Annotated in this window: 21 protein-coding genes, 1 tRNA gene and 1 riboswitch; of the genes, 18 read left to right on the top strand and 4 right to left on the bottom strand. The window is 40.5% G+C overall.

All coding sequences use genetic code 11. From position 1 onward, the window contains the following. The first annotated feature begins 1 nt into the window (after position 1). Complete coding sequence (gene hemH / locus HMPREF2655_RS08830) at positions 2 to 1,096, top strand: ferrochelatase (protein ID WP_070838619.1); 1,095 nt, start codon at positions 2 to 4, stop codon at positions 1,094 to 1,096. Positions 1,097 to 1,137: 41 nt separating this feature from the next. On the opposite strand, the gene mscL is transcribed toward hemH, so the two are convergent. Together mscL and HMPREF2655_RS08820 are read right to left on the bottom strand one after the other, a co-directional pair. After that, positions 1,138 to 1,518, bottom strand: coding sequence for a large conductance mechanosensitive channel protein MscL (gene mscL / locus HMPREF2655_RS08825; protein ID WP_000910206.1), 381 nt, complete (start codon positions 1,516 to 1,518; stop codon positions 1,138 to 1,140). Positions 1,519 to 1,597: 79 nt separating this feature from the next. Then, complete coding sequence (locus tag HMPREF2655_RS08820) at positions 1,598 to 2,035, bottom strand: GtrA family protein (RefSeq protein WP_070838617.1); 438 nt, start codon at positions 2,033 to 2,035, stop codon at positions 1,598 to 1,600. Positions 2,036 to 2,063: 28 nt separating this feature from the next. Further along, a riboswitch (PreQ1 riboswitch) is annotated at positions 2,064 to 2,160 on the top strand. Between HMPREF2655_RS08820 and HMPREF2655_RS08815 the strand changes: the two genes are divergently transcribed. The 4 genes from HMPREF2655_RS08815 (at position 2,158) to dapA (ending at position 5,307) form a co-directional block, all read left to right on the top strand. Beyond that, on the top strand, positions 2,158 to 2,670 hold the full coding sequence (locus HMPREF2655_RS08815) for a QueT transporter family protein (RefSeq protein WP_070838615.1): 513 nt from the start codon (positions 2,158 to 2,160) through the stop codon (positions 2,668 to 2,670). Its footprint overlaps the riboswitch before it by 3 nt. Positions 2,671 to 2,775: 105 nt before the next feature. After that, positions 2,776 to 2,848 (top strand) — tRNA-Thr (locus tag HMPREF2655_RS08810). Between the two features lie 390 nt (positions 2,849 to 3,238). Beyond that, positions 3,239 to 4,315, top strand: coding sequence for an aspartate-semialdehyde dehydrogenase (locus HMPREF2655_RS08805; RefSeq protein ID WP_000542494.1), 1,077 nt, complete (start codon positions 3,239 to 3,241; stop codon positions 4,313 to 4,315). A 56-nt stretch (positions 4,316 to 4,371) separates the two neighbouring features. Next, positions 4,372 to 5,307, top strand: coding sequence for a 4-hydroxy-tetrahydrodipicolinate synthase (gene dapA, locus HMPREF2655_RS08800; RefSeq protein WP_000121601.1), 936 nt, complete (start codon positions 4,372 to 4,374; stop codon positions 5,305 to 5,307). A 46-nt stretch (positions 5,308 to 5,353) separates the two neighbouring features. Here the strand turns inward: dapA and mnmE are convergent, their stop codons facing one another. Both mnmE and HMPREF2655_RS08790 read right to left on the bottom strand, forming a co-directional pair. Beyond that, entirely contained in the window at positions 5,354 to 6,727 is a 1,374-nt protein-coding gene (gene mnmE, locus HMPREF2655_RS08795) for a tRNA uridine-5-carboxymethylaminomethyl(34) synthesis GTPase MnmE (RefSeq protein WP_070838613.1), read from the bottom strand. A gap of 134 nt (positions 6,728 to 6,861) precedes the next feature. Continuing rightward, the gene (locus HMPREF2655_RS08790; RefSeq protein ID WP_001117401.1) at positions 6,862 to 7,044 is read right to left on the bottom strand and encodes a 4-oxalocrotonate tautomerase; all 183 of its coding nucleotides are present in this window, start codon (positions 7,042 to 7,044) and stop codon (positions 6,862 to 6,864) included. Positions 7,045 to 7,166: 122 nt separating this feature from the next. On the opposite strand from HMPREF2655_RS08790, the gene HMPREF2655_RS08785 reads away from it, so the two are divergent. The 13 genes from HMPREF2655_RS08785 to msr(D) all read left to right on the top strand — a co-directional run bounded on the left by HMPREF2655_RS08785 (position 7,167) and on the right by msr(D) (position 19,948). Beyond that, a complete protein-coding gene (locus tag HMPREF2655_RS08785; protein WP_000068129.1) occupies positions 7,167 to 7,757 on the top strand; it encodes a thymidine kinase in 591 nt (196 codons plus the stop codon). Beyond that, the gene (gene prfA, locus HMPREF2655_RS08780; RefSeq protein ID WP_070697119.1) at positions 7,754 to 8,833 is read left to right on the top strand and encodes a peptide chain release factor 1; all 1,080 of its coding nucleotides are present in this window, start codon (positions 7,754 to 7,756) and stop codon (positions 8,831 to 8,833) included. Before HMPREF2655_RS08785 ends, prfA begins: the two co-directional genes overlap by 4 nt. Continuing rightward, a complete protein-coding gene (prmC, locus tag HMPREF2655_RS08775; protein ID WP_070838611.1) occupies positions 8,833 to 9,669 on the top strand; it encodes a peptide chain release factor N(5)-glutamine methyltransferase in 837 nt (278 codons plus the stop codon). The genes prfA and prmC overlap by 1 nt, the downstream gene beginning before the upstream one ends. Then, positions 9,653 to 10,255, top strand: coding sequence for an L-threonylcarbamoyladenylate synthase (locus HMPREF2655_RS08770; RefSeq protein ID WP_000969283.1), 603 nt, complete (start codon positions 9,653 to 9,655; stop codon positions 10,253 to 10,255). The genes prmC and HMPREF2655_RS08770 overlap by 17 nt, the downstream gene beginning before the upstream one ends. A gap of 1 nt (position 10,256) precedes the next feature. Continuing rightward, on the top strand, positions 10,257 to 10,688 hold the full coding sequence (locus HMPREF2655_RS08765) for a GNAT family N-acetyltransferase (RefSeq protein ID WP_049489673.1): 432 nt from the start codon (positions 10,257 to 10,259) through the stop codon (positions 10,686 to 10,688). Between the two features lie 58 nt (positions 10,689 to 10,746). Then, positions 10,747 to 12,003, top strand: coding sequence for a serine hydroxymethyltransferase (gene glyA / locus HMPREF2655_RS08760; RefSeq protein WP_070838609.1), 1,257 nt, complete (start codon positions 10,747 to 10,749; stop codon positions 12,001 to 12,003). 7 nt (positions 12,004 to 12,010) lie between these two features. Next, on the top strand, positions 12,011 to 12,985 hold the full coding sequence (locus HMPREF2655_RS08755; protein ID WP_070838735.1) for a nucleoid-associated protein: 975 nt from the start codon (positions 12,011 to 12,013) through the stop codon (positions 12,983 to 12,985). Then, a complete protein-coding gene (locus HMPREF2655_RS08750; protein WP_042768074.1) occupies positions 12,985 to 13,587 on the top strand; it encodes a lysozyme family protein in 603 nt (200 codons plus the stop codon). Before HMPREF2655_RS08755 ends, HMPREF2655_RS08750 begins: the two co-directional genes overlap by 1 nt. An 86-nt stretch (positions 13,588 to 13,673) precedes the next feature. Beyond that, entirely contained in the window at positions 13,674 to 14,648 is a 975-nt protein-coding gene (locus HMPREF2655_RS08745; protein ID WP_070838607.1) for a DUF1002 domain-containing protein, read from the top strand. Between the two features lie 73 nt (positions 14,649 to 14,721). Further along, positions 14,722 to 16,077, top strand: coding sequence for a 23S rRNA (uracil(1939)-C(5))-methyltransferase RlmD (gene rlmD / locus HMPREF2655_RS08740; RefSeq protein ID WP_070838606.1), 1,356 nt, complete (start codon positions 14,722 to 14,724; stop codon positions 16,075 to 16,077). Between the two features lie 514 nt (positions 16,078 to 16,591). Further along, on the top strand, positions 16,592 to 16,762 hold the full coding sequence (locus HMPREF2655_RS08735) for a hypothetical protein (RefSeq protein WP_000873143.1): 171 nt from the start codon (positions 16,592 to 16,594) through the stop codon (positions 16,760 to 16,762). A gap of 385 nt (positions 16,763 to 17,147) precedes the next feature. Beyond that, complete coding sequence (gene mef(A) / locus HMPREF2655_RS08730; RefSeq protein ID WP_000417519.1) at positions 17,148 to 18,365, top strand: macrolide efflux MFS transporter Mef(A); 1,218 nt, start codon at positions 17,148 to 17,150, stop codon at positions 18,363 to 18,365. Positions 18,366 to 18,484: 119 nt separating this feature from the next. Continuing rightward, entirely contained in the window at positions 18,485 to 19,948 is a 1,464-nt protein-coding gene (gene msr(D) / locus HMPREF2655_RS08725; RefSeq protein WP_000420313.1) for an ABC-F type ribosomal protection protein Msr(D), read from the top strand. Positions 19,949 to 20,034 lie beyond the last annotated feature (86 nt).

Below are 20,034 nucleotides of genomic sequence, written 5' to 3'. Positions count from 1 at the left end.
CATGAAAAAAGCTATATTAATGATGACCTTTGGATCTCCAGAGGAGATTAGTTTTGAAGGAGTAGCAGAATTTTTTACAAATATTCGTCGTGGTGTTAGACCCCAAGACCACGAGATTCAGACTCTCTATGACAACTATGTCCTTATCGGTGGGACGCCCTTGCAGCGGATTACACGTGAGGAGGTTGATTTAGTCAAGGAACGTTTAGGCGAGGAGTACGGTATCTACTTTGCCAATAAGTTTTCTCGGCCCTTTATCCCTGATGTGATCAAGCAGATGGAGTCTGATGGTATTGAAGAATGTATTTGTTTGATTTTGGAACCTCATTATTCCTTTTACTCAGTCATGGGGTATGAAAAGTTTTTGGAAAGCCAGCAGATCCGATTTTTAGTTATTAAGGACTGGTATCAGCAACAGCCTTTGCTGGACTTCTGGACAGATGAGATTAGAAAAATTTTACGAAACCATGTGGGAGAAGAATCTTTCAAGGTAATCTTTTCAGCTCACAGTGTTCCCATTTTTGCCTTGGATTATGGAGATCCTTATATCGATCAGATTTTCGATAATAGCAAGCTCATTGCTGAACAACTCGGCCTAACAACCGACCAGTATACCAATACTTGGCAGAGCGAAAGCGATATTGGAATCCCTTGGATCAAGCCAGATGTCTTAGAATATTTACGAGAACAAAAGCAACATCCAGAGCATTATATTTTTGTCCCGATTAGCTTTATCAGTGAGCACATCGAAGTCTTGTTTGATAACGATGTGGAATGTTATGAGTTGTGTCAAGAATTAGGTGTCACCTACCATCGTCCACCTATGCCCAATACAGATAGCCGTTTAATTGACGCTTTAGTTGCTACTGTACGAGCCAATGAAGACAAAGAATTTAAAGCTTTTCTCCCAGAAGAAGAAACCTTCGATGAGTTAGCGCCTTCGGCAACTACAAAGGACATCATGGAGGAGACAGACGACCTTCAGATGCCAGAATTTGTCAAAAAACTCATTGAGAAAAAAGGCCGTGAAAATGTGAAGATGCCTTACTTGATTAAGAAAATGCTCGAAAAGGCTGGGAAGTTACCAAAAGAGTAAAGAAAAAAGGATTTAGCTTTAAGCTAAATCCTTTATCTGTTTTATTTTTTCTCAAGAAGAGCTTTGATTTCTTGAAGAACTTCAAGTTCAGTTGGAGCAGCAGGTGCTTCCTCAACTACTTCCTCTTTCTTACGAAGGTTTTGCGCTTTTTCCATAGCTTTAATAACGAAGAAAAGCACAGTACCTACAACGAGAAAGTTGATAATAGCACTCAAGAATTTACCATATGTAACACCATTCCATGCAAGCTCAGCGATGTTTTGTACTTTCGCAGCTTCCAAAGCTGGGTTCAATAGAAGTGGAGTGATGATATCGTTAACAAATGAAGTAACGATAGCACCAAATGCAGAGGCAATGATCACACCGACAGCGAGGTCAACGACATTACCACGAAGCAAGAATTCTTTAAGATCCTTTAACATTTTCATAAATTCCTTTCCTAATTTTCTAATTTATTATATCCTAAATTGTGACAAAAAGCAACTTGAACGCTCAAAGTGGTCAGTTGTTTCCTTTAAAAATATAGATTTTGCTGAAAATATAGTTTAAAATGATGATCAAGATTTGTGCTAGAATAGTTTCAATCGTATTAACCCTATCTATATTAAATTCGACAAACTGGCCAATAATATCAGGGAAAGTTGTAACAAAGATATAAGTTAAAAGAACGTCAAGACCAAGAGTAGAAAGACGAGCTAAGAAAAACTTAGCCAGGCGGGGTGGCCAATTCCTTCTCTCTTGTTTAAAGACGATTGTATCATTTGTGAGAAAGGCAAAGAGAATCCCGATAATATTTGCGAGGGCAGTTGCGAGGATTTCCTGGTGGCTGATATGGTAAATAAGTAAACGAGATACAATAGAAACCAAAGTCGTAGCGCCACCAAAAAATAGGTAGGAGAGAATCTCGTTATCAAAGAAAGCTTTTATTCGTTTTTTCATGATTTTAGTATAGCATAATGCTAGCTAATGTGCTATACTAGTAAGGTTGATAACCTCAACCCTTGGTGCTTAGCTTCTTTCACCAAGCATATTTTACGCGGGAAACCGCTAAAGGAGAAAACATGAAAAAATTAACTGTTCGCGACATGGCAGACATCGCTATCGTTGCTGCGATCTATGTAGTTTTGACTATTACGCCACCAATCAATGTTCTTAGTTTTGGGGTGTATCAGTTCCGGATTTCAGAAATGCTGAATTTCTTGGCATTTTACAATCCTAAATACATTTTCGGTGTGACAATTGGATGTATGATTGCTAATTTATTTAGTAGTTTTGGCCTAATAGATGTCTTTGTTGGTGGAGGTTCTACCCTAGTTTTCCTTAGTCTAGGGGTATTGCTCTTTGCAAAATACAGCAAAGATTACCTCTTTAACGGATTGATTCGAAAAGATCATTTCTTCTTTTCAATCCTCTTCTCCATTTCAATGATTACCATTGCAGCTGAACTCCATATTTTGACAGAAGCTCCCTTCTTCTTCACATGGTTCTCTACTGGAATTGGTGAGTTTGCATCACTTATTGTGGGAGCGATTTTGATTGGTAAACTGGGACAGCGAATCGATCTAACAAAATAAGAAGTTTATAAGCTAGATTATTGCTAAATCTAGCTTTTTTCATTCCATAAAATTAAAAGAGAGCGCTTGACAAGAACATAGAACTATAGTATACTTTTTAGGTAAGCTGATTTAGCTCAGTTGGCAGAGCGCATCCATGGTAAGGATGAGGTCGCCGGTTCAATCCCGGCAATTAGCATTAAATAGATAGAAAACCCCTTATTTACAAGGGTTTTTGTTATGTCTGCCCCAAATTTTTCAAAGATATTTCTTATGCACCTGTATAAACGAAGTTAAAGCGTTTTGGCTGTTGACAAAAGTGCCCCTATCTAGTAGAATAGTAGATGCGATGAGTCGATAGGTAGTCTTCGGACTACTATTGAGCATAAGGAGGTCATAACGCAGGAGCGGACCTTGATGAGTTGTGTGAACCTGCTCATCACATGAAGATGCCTCTTAGTCCCTGGTCAATGACTAGGGATTTTTAATTTTCAGAAAATATAACCCAAAAATGCTTTTCAATTTCTGGAAAAAGTAGTATAATACATCTATTATAGAAATTTTTAGAAAATTCCGAAAGAGGTTATTTATGGGATATACAGTTGCTGTAGTCGGCGCGACAGGTGCTGTCGGAGCTCAGATGATAAAAATGTTGGAAGAATCAACACTTCCAATCGATAAAATTCGTTACCTTGCTTCTGCACGTTCAGCAGGCAAGACTTTGAAATTTAAGGACCAAGATATTACGATTGAAGAAACGACTGAGACAGCTTTTGAGGGTGTTGATATTGCACTCTTCTCAGCAGGCGGTTCGACATCAGCTAAGTATGCACCATACGCAGTTCAAGCTGGAGCGGTAGTAGTGGATAATACATCTTATTTCCGTCAAAACCCAGATGTACCATTGGTTGTCCCAGAAGTAAATGCTCATGCACTTGATGCCCACAACGGAATCATTGCCTGCCCTAACTGTTCAACAATCCAAATGATGGTGGCTCTTGAACCTGTCCGTCAAAAATGGGGCTTGGACCGTATCATCGTTTCAACTTACCAAGCAGTCTCAGGTGCTGGTATGGGAGCGATCCTTGAAACACAACGTGAACTTCGTGAAGTCTTGAATGACGGTGTGAATCCACGTGATTTGCATGCGGAAATCTTGCCTTCAGGTGGTGACAAGAAACACTATCCTATCGCCTTTAACGCTCTTCCGCAAATCGATGTCTTCACGGACAATGATTACACTTACGAAGAGATGAAGATGACTAAGGAAACGAAGAAAATCATGGAAGATGATAGCATCGCAGTGTCTGCAACATGTGTGCGTATTCCTGTCTTGTCTGCTCACTCTGAGTCTGTTTACATTGAAACAAAAGAAGTGGCTCCAATCGAAGAAGTGAAAGCAGCTATCGCAGCCTTCCCAGGTGCAGTTCTTGAAGATGATGTAGCTCATCAAATCTATCCACAAGCCATCAATGCAGTTGGTTCACGTGATACCTTTGTTGGTCGTATCCGTAAAGACTTGGATGCAGAAAAAGGAATCCACATGTGGGTTGTTTCCGATAACCTTCTTAAAGGTGCTGCTTGGAACTCAGTTCAGATTGCAGAAACGCTTCACGAACGTGGATTGGTTCGTCCAACAGCTGAGTTGAAATTTGAATTAAAATAGTCATATCGTTTAGGAGTTCAGATGAACTCCTTCTTTGAAATAGAGAGGTGTTTCTCATGTCTTATCAAGATTTAAAAGAGTGTAAAATCATCACAGCCTTTATTACCCCTTTTCATGAGGATGGTTCCATCAACTTTGATGCCATTCCAGCCTTGATTGAGCATTTATTGGCCCATCATACAGACGGCATTCTTCTAGCTGGAACGACTGCTGAGAGTCCGACCTTGACCCACGATGAGGAGTTGGAACTCTTTGCGGCTGTACAAAAGATTGTTAATGGACGTGTTCCTTTGATTGCGGGTGTAGGTACCAATGATACCCGAGACTCGATTGAGTTTGTCAAAGAAGTCGCAGACTTTGGTGGCTTCGCTGCTGGACTTGCTATCGTACCATACTACAACAAACCTTCTCAAGAAGGCATGTACCAGCACTTTAAAGCTATTGCAGATGCTTCTGACTTGCCTATTATCATCTATAACATTCCAGGGCGTGTAGTAGTGGAATTAACTCCAGAAACCATGCTTCGCTTGGCTGACCATCCAAATATCATCGGTGTTAAAGAATGTACCAGCTTGGCCAATATGGCTTACTTGATTGAGCACAAGCCAGAAGAATTCTTGATTTATACAGGTGAAGATGGAGATGCCTTCCATGCCATGAACCTTGGTGCGGATGGGGTTATTTCTGTTGCCTCCCATACAAATGGAGATGAGATGCACGAGATGCTCACTGCCATTGCAGAAAGCGATATGAAGAAAGCAGCAGCTATTCAACGTAAATTCATTCCTAAGGTCAACGCCCTCTTCTCTTATCCAAGTCCTGCTCCAGTTAAGGCAGTTTTGAACTATATGGGATTTGAAGCTGGACCAACTCGTCTACCTCTAGTTCCAGCACCAGAAGAAGATGCCAAACGCATTATCAAAGTTGTCGTAGATGGCGACTACGAAGCAACTAAGGCAACCGTAACAGGTGTCTTAAGACCAGATTACTAATAAAGACAATAAAATCCATGACCGCAAGAAGGATCATGGATTTTTCTTATTTTCCTAAACAGAATTGGCTAAAGAGTTGGGTAATGAGTTCATCTGGAGCAGCATCCCCAGTGATTTCTCCGAGAATTTCCCAAGTACGGGTTAAGTCAACTTGAAGCAAATCAACTGGCATCCCCAGTTCCAGACCTTCATTGACAGCTTGTAGGCTTTCAACAGCCTTTTCAATCAAGGAAATATGACGGGCATTAGATAGGTAAGTAGCATCTTGCTCAACCAAACCAGCATTTTCAAAGAAGAGGTTGTTGATTCTCTCTTCAATCTTATCGATATTTTGATTTTTAAGAACTGAAATACGGATAACATCTTCAGGGAGTTCCGAAGTTTCAATTGCTTCTGGTAGGTCAGTTTTATTGAGTAGAATAATGCGGTTAGTATCCTGACTGATTTCTAAGAGTTGTCTGTCTTGTGCTGTTAGTGGCTCACTAGCATTTAGCACTAGTAGTACCAAGTCAGCTTCCTTGAGGGCTTTTCTCGAACGCTCAACACCGATTTGTTCCACGATATCATCTGTTTCCCGAATACCAGCTGTATCAATCAATTTGAGAGGAACACCATTGATGTTGACGTATTCTTCGATGACATCACGGGTGGTACCAGCGATGTCCGTTACAATAGCCTTGTCTTCACGAAGGAGATTGTTGAGGAGACTGGATTTCCCAACATTGGGACGGCCGATGATAGCAGTTGAAATTCCCTCACGAAGGATTTTACCGCGACGAGCTGTTCTAAGGAGATTGGTTAGCAATTGTTCAAACTCCATAGTCTTCTCGCGGACAACAGCAGTAGTAGCTTCCTCAACATCGTCGTACTCAGGATAGTCGATATTGACCTCAACTTGGGCAAGTGTATTGAGGATTTCTTGGCGAGTATTGTTAATGAGGTCAGAAAGAGAACCGTCCAATTGTTTGACTGCAATATTCATAGCCTTGTCAGTCTTGGCACGGATGATGTCCATCACTGCCTCAGCCTGTGTCAAGTCCACGCGACCGTTTAGAAAGGCGCGTTTGGTAAATTCACCAGGTTCTGCCAACCGAGCTCCTTCACGAATAGCTAGCTGGAGAATTTCATTGGTTACTGCAATCCCACCGTGGGTGTTAATCTCGATAATATCCTCACGAGTGAAGGTTTTTGGAGACTTCATAGCACCAATCATAACCTCGTCCATAACCTTGCCAGTTTGAGGGTCGACGATATGCCCGTAATTAAGAGTGTGGCTAGCAACCTGATTCAAGTCTTTTCCTTTAAAAATCTTTTGCGCAATGGCAAAACTATCTGTTCCGCTCAGGCGGACAATACCAATGGCTCCTTCACCTAGTGGAGTAGAGATAGCAGCGATGGTATCAAATTCACGTGTAATCATACTATTTCCTTTTGTATTTCTTTTCTTAGGATAGGTATCCAAGCATCTCTTCAAATTGTAACAAAATTAGACTATTTCTTCAATGGATGCTACTTGGAGATTGAAAAAGCCTAAGCAATACTGCTTAAGCTGGTTTATTTGGTGCGCATTTCTCCTTGTGGGAAGTAAGTCCCTTCTGGCATGTCGTTGATGATGACATGAACGGCTGATTGAGGGGCTCCAGTGTTACGGACAACAGCTTCCGTTACTTCCTTAGCAAGAGCTTTCTTTTGCTCGAGCGTGCGACCTTCAAATAAATCGATGCGTACAAATGGCATAATAGCTTCCTCCACTAGTTTTTGATTTCTTCTATTTTACCACATTTTGCCGTTTAAAGCTTCAGAAAATTATGATATACTAGAATGTAGCAAAAATTTAGAAATGGACGTGAAATAGAAGCATGGCACAGTTGTATTATCGTTATGGGACCATGAACTCTGGTAAGACGATTGAGATTCTCAAGGTGGCCTATAACTACGAGGAGCAAGGAAAGGGAGTTGTGATTATGACTTCGGCTCTGGATACGCGTGACGGTGTTGGCTATGTATCTAGTCGAATCGGTATGAAACGCCCAGCCATTGCGATTGAGGAAACGACGGATATCTTTGGTTATATCCGAGACTTACCTGAGAAACCATACTGTGTGTTGGTCGATGAGGCCCAGTTTCTCAAGCGTCACCATGTTTACGACCTAGCTCGTGTTGTCGATGAGTTAGACATACCTGTCATGGCTTTTGGTTTGAAGAATGACTTTCGCAATGAATTGTTCGAAGGTTCCAAATACCTCTTGCTCTTAGCAGACAAGATTGAAGAGATAAAGACCATCTGTCAGTATTGTAAGAAAAAGGCGACTATGGTGTTGCGAACTCAAGATGGCGTGCCAGTCTATGATGGAGAACAAATTCAGATCGGTGGCAATGAAACCTATATCTCAGTCTGCCGTAAACATTATTTTGCGCCTGAAATCAATAAGGAGAATGAAGAAAAATGAACATCTATGATCAACTACAAGCTGTAGAAGACCGATATGAAGAATTAGGAGAATTGCTGAGTGACCCTGATGTCGTTTCAGACACCAAACGCTTCATGGAGCTTTCAAAAGAAGAGGCTTCAACTCGTGATACGGTAACAGCCTACCGTGAGTACAAACAAGTTCTTCAAAACATCGTTGATGCCGAAGAGATGATTAAAGAATCAGGCGGAGATGCGGACTTGGAAGAAATGGCCAAGCAAGAGCTGAAAGATGCCAAGGCTGAAAAAGAAGAATACGAAGAAAAACTGAAAATCTTGCTCCTTCCAAAGGATCCAAACGATGATAAGAACATCATCCTTGAAATCCGTGGAGCAGCTGGTGGAGATGAAGCAGCGCTCTTCGCTGGAGATTTGCTAACTATGTACCAAAAGTATGCAGAAGCCCAAGGCTGGCGCTTTGAAGTCATGGAAGCTTCTATGAATGGTGTCGGTGGTTTCAAAGAAGTGGTTGCCATGGTTTCTGGTCAATCTGTATACTCTAAGCTTAAGTACGAATCAGGTGCCCACCGTGTGCAACGTGTCCCTGTGACAGAGAGCCAAGGGCGTGTACACACTTCAACTGCGACAGTTCTTGTTATGCCTGAAGTGGAAGAAGTTGAATACGATATTGATTCAAAAGATCTTCGTGTGGACATTTACCACGCATCTGGTGCTGGTGGTCAGAACGTCAATAAGGTTGCGACTGCCGTGCGTATCGTTCACTTGCCAACCAATATCAAGGTTGAGATGCAGGAAGAACGTACCCAGCAGAAAAACCGTGAGAAGGCTATGAAGATTATCCGTGCGCGTGTTGCTGACCATTTTGCTCAGATTGCTCAAGATGAACAAGATGCCGAGCGTAAGTCAACAATCGGTACTGGGGATCGTTCTGAACGTATTCGTACTTATAACTTCCCACAAAACCGTGTCACAGACCACCGTATCGGTTTGACCCTCCAAAAACTAGATACGATTTTATCTGGTAAATTGGATGAAGTTGTGGATGCTTTGGTTCTTTATGACCAAACACAAAAATTAGAAGAATTAAACAAATAATGAAATTAGCTCAATTATTTTCAGATTTTGAAGAAGCGTTGATAAGACAAGGAGAGGAAGCAGAAAGCCTCTCTTTTGTCTACCGTAGCCTAAAAAATCTCTCTTTTACGGACTTTGTCTTTGCTCTTCAGCAGGAAGTGACAAAAGAGGAAGAAAATTTTGTAGAAGAAATTTACCAGCAGTTAGCGGCTCACAAACCAGCTCAGTATATCATTGGTCACGCAGATTTCTTTGGAATGCAGTTAAAAGTAGATGAGAGAGTTTTGATTCCTCGGCCAGAGACAGAAGAGTTGGTGGAGCTTATCTTGGCCGAAAATCCTGAGGAAAATCTTAAGGTCCTAGATATCGGGACTGGAAGTGGTGCCATAGCCCTTGGATTAGCTAAAAACAGACCGGATTGGTCAGTGACAGCAGCAGATATTTCCCAAGACGCCTTAGAGCTTGCATCAGAGAATGCTAGAAATCAAAATCTTAATATATTTTTTAAAAAATCTGATTGTTTTGCAGAAATTTCTGAAAAATATGATATAATTGTATCCAATCCACCCTATATCTCTCGTGAAGATGAGTCAGAGGTCGGTTTGAATGTTTTACATTCGGAGCCTCATCTAGCTCTCTTTGCAGATGAGGATGGCCTAGCTATTTACCGCAGAATTGCGGAAGATGCAAAAGACTATCTCACAGATGGTGGTAAGATTTATCTTGAAATTGGATACAAGCAAGGTCAAAGTGTTCCTGCGCTTTTTAGGAAATATCTTCCTGAAAAACGGGTACGAACACTCAAGGACCAATTTGGTCAAGATAGGATGGTTGTAGTTGATGATGGACAGGATTAGACAAGAGTTGGAAAAGGGCGGAGCTGTTGTTCTACCAACCGAGACAGTTTATGGTCTCTTTGCTAAGGCCTTAGATGAAAAAGCTGTCGACCATGTTTACCAACTCAAACGTCGTCCTAGAGAAAAGGCGCTCAATCTTAATGTCGCTTCTCTAGAGGACATCTTGCACTTTTCAAAGAATCAGCCAACTTATCTACAAAAGCTTGTAGAGGCCTTTTTACCGGGTCCCTTGACCATTATCCTCGAAGCCAATGACCGAGTTCCCTATTGGGTCAACTCTGGTATTGCAACTGTCGGATTTCGGATGCCGAGTCACCCCATTACACTTGATTTGATTCGAGAGACAGGACCCTTGATTGGGCCGTCTGCCAATATTTCAGGTCAGGCAAGTGGCGTGACCTTTGCTCAAATTCTAGAGGATTTTGACCAAGAGGTTCTGGGTCTGGAGGACGACGCTTTTCTAACTGGACAGGATTCGACTATTTTGGATTTGTCTGGAGACAAGGTGAAAATCTTACGCCAAGGGGCAATTAAGCGAGAAGACATTCTTGCTCAGTTGCCAGAGATTTCTTTTGAGGAGGAGTGAGATGCTAAGAGATTTGCAAGAAACAGATGTGAATGCTATATGTGAGATTAACCAAGAGGCTTTGGGCTATTCTTTTAGTCCAGAGGAAACAGCTAGTCAACTAGCTAGATTATCTCAGGATTCACATCATTTCCTACTTGGTTATGAGGATGCAGTTAGTCATATCCTACTTGGATATGTCCATGCTGAAGTTTATGAATCCCTCTATTCCAAAGCAGGATTTAATATCTTAGGCTTAGCGGTTTCACCTCAAGCACAAGGGCAAGGTATCGGTAAAAGCTTACTGCAAGGGTTGGATCAAGAAGCAAAAAGACGGGGTTATGGGTTTATCCGCTTAAACTCTGCTGATCATCGTCTGGGAGCTCATGCATTTTATGAAAAAGTTGGTTATACTTGTGATAAAGTGCAGAAACGGTTTATTCGCATCTTTTAGTTGATTTTCTTATTGAAAAAAAACTAAAGGACCAGTCACACTATAAAGGAGAAGACCTATGATTTTTGACAAAGACGATTTTAAAGCATACGATGCTGATCTCTGGAATGCTATTGCCAAAGAAGAAGAACGCCAACAAAACAATATCGAGTTGATTGCTTCGGAAAACGTGGTTTCCAAGGCTGTTATGGCAGCTCAAGGGTCTATCTTGACAAACAAATATGCCGAGGGTTACCCAGGACGTCGTTATTATGGTGGAACTGATGTAGTAGACGTGGTAGAAACTCTAGCTATTGAACGTGCAAAAGAAATTTTCGGTGCTAAATTCGCCAATGTCCAACCTCACTCAGGAAGCCAAGCCAACTGTGCAGCATATATGGCTTTGATTGAGCCTGGTGACACTGTAATGGGAATGGATTTGGCAGCAGGTGGACACTTGACCCACGGAGCTCCAGTTAGCTTCTCTGGTCAAACCTACAACTTTGTTTCTTATAGTGTGGATCCTGAAACAGAACTCTTGGACTTTGATGCTATCTTGAAACAAGCCCAAGAAGTAAAACCAAAACTAATCGTAGCGGGTGCTTCAGCCTATTCTCAAATTATCGACTTCTCAAAATTCCGTGAAATTGCTGATGCTGTTGGGGCTAAGCTTATGGTCGATATGGCGCATATCGCTGGCTTGGTTGCAGCTGGTCTTCACCCAAGTCCAGTGCCATACGCTCATATCACTACAACAACGACCCACAAAACTCTTCGTGGACCACGTGGTGGTTTGATTTTGACAAATGATGAAGACCTAGCTAAGAAAATCAACTCAGCTATTTTCCCTGGTATTCAGGGTGGTCCTTTGGAGCATGTTGTCGCTGCTAAGGCTGTTTCCTTCAAAGAAGTTTTGGACCCAGCCTTCAAGGAATATGCTGCTAATGTCATCAAAAACAGCAAGGCTATGGTTGAAGTTTTCTTGCAAGACCCTGATTTCCGTATCATTTCTGGCGGTACTGAAAATCACCTCTTCCTAGTGAATGTTACTAAGGTTGTAGAAAACGGAAAAGTTGCTCAAAACTTGCTAGATGAAGTTAATATTACCCTAAATAAAAACTCAATTCCATACGAAACCTTGTCACCATTCAAGACAAGTGGGATTCGTATCGGTTCTGCAGCCATCACTGCACGTGGATTTGGTGAAGAAGAATGCCGTAAAGTGGCTGAACTCATCATTAAAACTCTTAAAAATGCAGAAAATGAAGCTGTCTTAGAAGAAGTGAGAAGCGAGGTCAAAGAATTGACAGATGCCTTCCCATTATACGAGGACTAAAACTTTTATGGACATTTATATTAAGAAAGCCATTATCCATCAGTTCAGCCCAGATGATACCGAGCTGTTCTTAGCGGATAAGTTTCTCAATATCACTCCAAAAATCGAAGAATACCTACGTAAAAAAATCGAACGCGTGTATTCAGATGAAGCCAAGACTGGGATTTTCGAAGAAGAAAATCCCTTCTTCAATCACATCACAGATGATTTGTTGGAGACTTCAGTAACACTGGCTAATCTTTGGAAAGAAGAGTTTAGCATTTCTGAAAATCTCAAGACCAATGACTTGATTTTTGTTCAGTTTTCTAAAGAAGGTGTAGAGCATTTCGCTTTCTTGCGAATTGCCCTGCGGGAAACCTTAACCCACCTTGGTGGAGAAGTTGATAATCCAATCAAGCTGACTCAGAATAACTTGCCTGGATTTGGAACGGGGGCTGATGAGGCCTTGGTGGTCAATCTTCAAAGTCGAAAGTACCACCTCATCGAGAAACGAATCAAGTATAATGGAACTTTTTTGAACTACTTTTCAGAGAATATGCTTGCTGTCGCCCCTAAGATTTCGCCAAAGAAATCCATAAAGGAATTGGAAAAAACGGCTCAGAGAATTGCAGAGTCCTTTAACACAGATGATTTTCAATTCCAATCCAAGGTCAAATCAGCGATTTTCAACAATCTTGAAGAAAGCAATGAATTGTCACCCGAGAAATTGGCTAATGACCTTTTTGACAACAATCTGACGGCTCGTTTGAGCTTTATTGACCAAGTCAAGGAAGCCGTACCAGAACCAGTCCAGTTCGATGAAATTGATGCCAGTCGTCAGCTCAAGAAATTTGAAAACCAAAAACTTTCCTTGTCAAACGGAATTGAACTCATCGTTCCCAATAACGTCTATCAAGACGCCGAGTCTGTTGAGTTTATCCAAAATGACAATGGAACCTATTCTATCTTAATCAAAAATATCGAGGATATTCAAAGTAAATAATGTTTAAATTTATAAGAAGAGTGCTTGTGCTAGCAGTCTTCCTTTTCGCAGGATACAAAGCTTATCATATCCATCAGGATGTTAAACAAGTCATGACCTACCAACCCATGGTTCGAGAAATCTTGAGCGAAAGAGATACTCCAGCCAATGAAGAGTTGGTGCTCGCCATGATTTATACCGAAACGAAGGGAAAAGAGCGGGATGTCATGCAGTCTAGTGAGTCTGCTAGTGGCGCTACCAATACCATCAATGACGATGCCTCTAGTATTCGCCAAGGGATACAGACACTAACAGATAACCTCTATTTGGCACAGAGCAAAGGAGTAGATGTCTGGACCGCCGTTCAAGCCTATAATTTTGGACCTGCCTATATCGACTTTATCGCTCAGAATGGCAAGGAAAATACTCTGGCACTAGCCAAGCGTTACTCCCGAGAAACGGTCGCTCCAATCCTAGGTAATACTACAGGTAAGACCTATACCTATATCAACCCAATTTCTATCTTTCACGGAGCCGAACTCTATGAAAATGGTGGAAATTATTACTACTCGAGACAGGTACGATTTAACCTGTATATTATGAAATTCTTTAATTTCTTTTAAGCATCTGGTTTGACCAGGTGTTTTTCACTATAAGCTTTCTTTAAGATTGTTTTATTAACCTAGAAAGGTAAAGGAGGGAATATCCCATGAGAAAGAAATTCTTTCTAACAAGTGCTGCAATATTGTGGGCCGCAACAGCTATGACGAGTGTCCACGCAGCAACCGATGTTCAAAAAGTAATCGATGAAACCTATGTTCAACCAGAATACGTTCTAGGTTCTTCTCTATCTGAAGACCAAAAAAATCAAACTCTTAGCAAACTTGGCTATGACGCATCAAAAGACACCAAAGATATCAAAACTATGACACCTGATATCTATTCGAAAATTATGAATGTGGCTAATGATGCTAGTCTACAGCTCTATTCGTCAGCGAAGATTCAAAAGCTAGGTGACAAGTCACCTCTAGAAGTCAAGATTGAAACGCCTGAAAATATCACCAAGGTGACGCAGGATATGTACCGTAACGCAGCAGTGACGCTGGGAGTGGAGCATGCAAAAATCACAGTTGCAGCTCCTATACCAGTTACAGGTGAGAGCGCCCTAGCAGGGATTTACTACTCGTTAGAGGCCAATGGTGCTAAAGTACCGCAAGCCAATAAAGACTTGGCCCAAGAAGAGCTAAAAGCCTTATCAGATATCAATGCTGAAAACAAGGACAAGTCAGGTTACGACGCCAATAAGCTCAATGTGGCTTTGGCAGATATCAAGGCTGGAATTGCAAAGGCAAAAGAAGCCAAAGGAAATCTAACAGAAGAAGATGTCCGCAAAATCGTTGAAGACACGCTAAAAAACTACAAACTTGATCAGGTTATAACAGGAAACCAGGTCAATATCATCATCAATTTTGCACTTAACCTCTCGAAGAGTGACATCTTGAATAATGCTGATTTCACTAAAACCCTAAAAGACCTCAAGGATAGCATTGTTTCCCAAGCTGGAGATAGCTTTAAAAATATCAATCTCAACTTTGATGCCAATAAAGCGCTAGAAGACGGGGGCAACTTCTTTAGTTCTCTTTGGCAAGCCATTGTCAACTTCTTCAAGAGTTTTGGTGCTTAGGTCATTTCATGATATAATAGATGGTAACAGAAATGTTGCCGTCTTTTTTGTCGGCCGATAGAAAGTGAAAAATATGTTAAAGAAAAATGATATTGTAGAAGTTGAAATTATTGATTTGACTCATGAAGGGGCAGGGGTTGCTAAGGTAGATGGTTTAGTTTTCTTTGTAGAAAATGCTCTACCAACTGAGAAAATCCTCATGCGAGTCCTTAAGGTCAATAAAAAGATTGGCTTTGGGAAAGTTGAAGAATACTTTGTTCGGTCACCTCATCGTAACCAAGACCTTGACCTAGCTTATCTACGCTCAGGTATCGCTGATTTGGGGCATCTTGCTTATCCAGAGCAGCTTAAGTTCAAAACCAAGCAAGTTAAAGACAGTCTCTACAAGATTGCTGGTATTACGGATGTAGAGGTCGCTGAAACGTTCGGCATGGACCATCCAGTCCAGTATCGAAATAAGGCACAGGTGCCAGTTCGTCGAGTGAATGGTGTCTTGGAAACTGGTTTTTTCCGTAAGAATTCGCACGACCTCATGCCACTTGAAGATTTCTTTATCCAGGATCCTGTCATTGACCAAGTTGTGGTAGTTCTACGCGATTTGCTTCGTCGTTTTGATTTAAAACCTTATGACGAAAAGGAGCAGTCTGGCTTGATTCGGAACCTTGTGGTGCGTCGTGGTCACTATTCAGGACAAATCATGGTTATATTAGTGACTAAACGTCCTAAAGTTTTTCGAGTGGAGCAATTGATTGAACAAATTATCAAGCAGTTCCCAGAGATTGTGTCTGTCATGCAAAATATCAACGACCAGAATACCAATGCGATTTTTGGTAAGGAGTGGAAGACTCTTTATGGTCAAGACTATATTACGGACCAGATGTTGGGAAATGACTTCCAAATCGCTGGCCCAGCCTTTTATCAGGTCAATACTGAAATGGCAGAGAAACTTTATCAAACAGCTATTGACTTTGCAGAGTTAAAAGAAGACGATGTGGTTATTGATGCCTATTCAGGAATTGGAACGATTGGATTGTCCGTCGCCAAGCATGTTAAAGAAGTCTACGGTGTTGAAGTGATTCCAGAAGCAGTAGAGAATAGCCAGAAGAATGCTTCTTTGAACAAGATTACAAATGCCCACTATGTCTGTGACACGGCTGAAAATGCCATGAAGAACTGGCTCAAGGAAGGTATCCAACCAACCGTTATCTTGGTCGACCCACCACGCAAGGGTTTGACCGAAAGTTTTATCAAAGCAAGTGCTCAAACAGGAGCAGACCGCATTGCCTATATCTCTTGCAATGTCGCAACCATGGCACGTGATATCAAACTATATCAAGAATTGGGATATGAATTGAAGAAAGTACAGCCGGTGGATTTGTTTCCGCAGACGCACCATGTTGAGGCGGTAAGTTTGCTAGTCAAGGAGTAAAACGACGAAGATTAGCATTTACTTCCGCCCATGCGATAGCTGTCCGTGATTGACAAGTGCTAGCACGCAGACAGAACGGAGATAGCGAACCGCTGAGTGTGTCGCTCTGCTCGTAAAAGCTTAGAAACCTTTGAACGAAAGGGATAATGAAAGCCTTGATTGCAAGGCTTTTTGCTTTATGGTGGGTAAGTATCAGAGTGAGAAAATTTTTGGAATGAGTAGAAGTGATAGCTAGAAATTATCAGTTTCTATTTCCATTTACCCTGTGGGTACGTGTTTGTTTCCATTGACAAGGAGTTTGTGGGAATAGAAATGTACCCACCTTGTTTGAATCAAGTGAAGTGTAGTTGAAGGAAATCTGTTGAAAGCAATACTTCATTTTACCGAATAAGTAATAATTTAGGCAACTTCAAATCGATTAAAAAAAACTATTTTAAAGGTTAAGAGTAGACAAAAATTGTCCACTCTTTTTTGCAAACTCAATTTATCAATAAATGAAATGAGGGAATGTAAAATGAAATATTTTGAGGTTGAGTTAGAAAATCCTGATGAATTTTTAAAACTACAAACAGAAGATTTTGTGAAAGCTAATCGCTTGCTACTAAGGAAGATAATCCAGAGCGTTACAGTCTATGAAGAAAACTTCGTCATATCCTTTAAATCTGGCATCGAATTGGAAGTATGAGTCTCATTCCATAACTTTTATATTGAACATATCATCTTGTTGTGTTATACTATAAATTGATATAAACAAAGATGTAGGAGGAACCGAAACTATGACAGCCTCAATGCGTTTAAGATAAGCTGGCAATAAAAAAAGCAGAATCTATACCCGATGATAGGCTTTTTTGTTGTGCTTATTTATACGATATTGAGCATTCATTAGTTACGGTGAGGATATTGGTTATTTAACTATACCTTTATTTAACTATGTCTTTAATATGAATGTTTCCAAATTGTATGTATGCAGACCAAAAGCCACATTGTGGGGTTTGGCCTGCATTTTTTATTGCCTAGAATGCTATTCAAAATAGAAATTCAAGCAAAATAATATGCAGGAGATAATATAAATGGAAAAATACAACAATTGGAAACGAAAATTTTATGCAATATGGGCAGGGCAAGCAGTATCATTAATCACTAGTGCCATCCTGCAAATGGCGATTATTTTTTACCTTACAGAAAAAACAGGATCTGCGATGGTCTTGTCTATGGCTTCATTAGTAGGTTTTTTACCCTATGCGATTTTGGGACCTGCCATTGGTGTGCTAGTGGATCGTCATGATAGGAAGAAGATAATGATTGGTGCCGATTTAATTATCGCAGCAGCTGGTGCAGTGCTTGCTATTGTTGCATTCTGTATGGAGCTACCTGTCTGGATGATTATGATAGTATTGTTTATCCGTAGCATTGGAACAGCTTTTCATACCCCAGCACTCAATGCGGTTACACCACTTTTAGTACCAGAAGAACAGCTAACGAAATGCGCAGGCTATAGTCAGTCTTTGCAGTCTATAAGCTATATTGTTAGTCCGGCAGTTGCAGCACTCTTATACTCCGTTTGGGATTTAAATGCTATTATTGCCATCGACGTATTGGGTGCTGTGATTGCATCTATTACGGTAGCAATTGTACGTATACCTAAGCTGGGTAATCAAGTGCAAAGTTTAGAACCAAATTTCATAAGGGAGATGAAAGAAGGAGTTGTGGTTCTGAGACAAAACAAAGGATTGTTTGCCTTATTACTCTTAGGAACACTATATACTTTTGTTTATATGCCAATCAATGCACTATTTCCTTTAATAAGCATGGAACACTTTAATGGAACGCCTGTGCATATTTCTATTACGGAAATTTCCTTTGCATTTGGGATGCTAGCAGGAGGCTTATTATTAGGAAGATTAGGGGGCTTCGAAAAGCATGTATTACTAATAACAAGTTCATTTTTTATAATGGGGACCAGTTTAGCCGTTTCGGGAATACTTCCTCCAAATGGATTTGTAATATTCGTAGTTTGCTGTGCAATAATGGGGCTTTCGGTGCCATTTTATAGCGGTGTGCAAACAGCTCTTTTTCAGGAGAAAATTAAGCCTGAATATTTAGGACGTGTATTTTCTTTGATCGGAAGTATCATGTCACTTGCTATGCCAATTGGGTTAATTCTTTCTGGATTCTTTGCTGATAAAATCGGTGTAAATCATTGGTTTTTACTATCAGGTATTTTAATTATTGGCATTGCTATAGTTTGCCAAATGATAACTGAGGTTAGAAAATTAGATTTAAAATAAACAATATTGGAGGAATATTTATGTATCTTATTTTCATGTAACTCTTCCTGCTAAAATCGCAGGGTTTTCCCTGCATACAAGCAAATGAAAGCATGCGATTATAGACAGGAGGAAATGTTATGGAATTAATATTAAAAGCAAAAGACATTCGTGTGGAATTCAAAGGACGCGATGTTTTAGATATAAATGAATTAGAAGTATATGATTATGACCGTATTGGTTTAGTAGGAGCAAATGGTGCTGGAAAAAGCACTTTACTCAGGGTACTTTTAGGAGAATTAACTCCCCCAGGATGTAAAATGAATCGTCTGGGTGAACTTGCCTATATTCCCCAGTTGGACGAAGTAACTCTGCAGGAGGAAAAAGATTTTGCACTTGTAGGCAAGCTAGGTGTTGAGCAATTAAATATACAGACTATGAGCGGTGGTGAAGAAACAAGGCTTAAAATAGCACAGGCCTTATCGGCACAGGTTCATGGTATTTTAGCGGATGAACCTACGAGCCATTTAGACCGTGAAGGAATTGATTTTCTAATAGGACAGCTAAAATATTTTACAGGTGCACTGTTAGTTATTAGCCATGACCGCTATTTTCTTGATGAAATAGTAGATAAAATATGGGAACTGAAAGATGGCAAAATCACTGAGTATTGGGGAAACTATTCTGATTATCTTCGTCAGAAAGAGGAAGAACGTAAGAGCCAAGCTGCAGAATACGAACAATTTATTGCGGAACGTGCCCGATTGGAAAGGGCTGCGGAGGAAAAGCGAAAACAGGCTCGTAAAATAGAACAGAAGGCAAAAGGTTCTTCAAAGAAAAAAAGTACTGAAGACGGAGGGCGTTTAGCTCATCAAAAATCAATAGGAAGTAAGGAAAAAAAGATGTATAATGCTGCTAAAACCCTAGAGCACAGGATTGCGGCCTTAGGAAAAGTAGAAGCTCCGGAAGGCATTCGCAGAATTCGTTTCAGGCAAAGTAAAGCATTGGAGCTCCATAATCCATACCCTATAGTCGGTGCAGAAATTAATAAAGTATTTGGGGATAAGGCTCTGTTTGAAAATGCATCTTTTCAAATTCCGTTAGGAGCAAAAGTGGCGTTAACTGGTGGTAATGGAATCGGAAAAACAACTTTAATCCAAATGATCTTAAACCATGAAGAAGGAATTTCTATTTCGCCTAAGGCAAAAATAGGTTACTTTGCACAGAATGGTTACAAGTACAACAGTAATCAGAATGTTATGGAGTTTATGCAGAAGGATTGTGACTACAATATATCAGAAATTCGTTCAGTGCTAGCATCTATGGGGTTCAAACAGAACGATATTGGAAAAAGTTTATCTGTTTTAAGCGGTGGAGAAATTATAAAATTGTTGCTTGCTAAAATGCTCATGGGTAGATATAACATCCTAATAATGGATGAACCCAGTAACTTCCTTGACATACCAAGTTTAGAGGCTTTGGAAATACTAATGAAGGAGTACACCGGAACTATCGTGTTTATCACCCACGATAAACGATTACTCGAAAATGTAGCAGATGTAGTTTATGAAATTAGAGATAAGAAAATAAATCTGAAACATTAAATTTAAGGTAGTCGCTGGTCAGTATAGTCTGTTCTGGTTGGCGACTCCATTGTTAAAGAGTATAAAGACTTTAGATTTTATGAATA

It is taken from the genome of Streptococcus sp. HMSC066F01, from assembly GCF_001837335.1.
In the GTDB taxonomy this organism is placed as follows: domain Bacteria; phylum Bacillota; class Bacilli; order Lactobacillales; family Streptococcaceae; genus Streptococcus; species Streptococcus oralis_S.
Note: the sequence above shows the minus strand (reverse complement) of the source record. Positions and strands in the feature narration are given on the sequence as shown.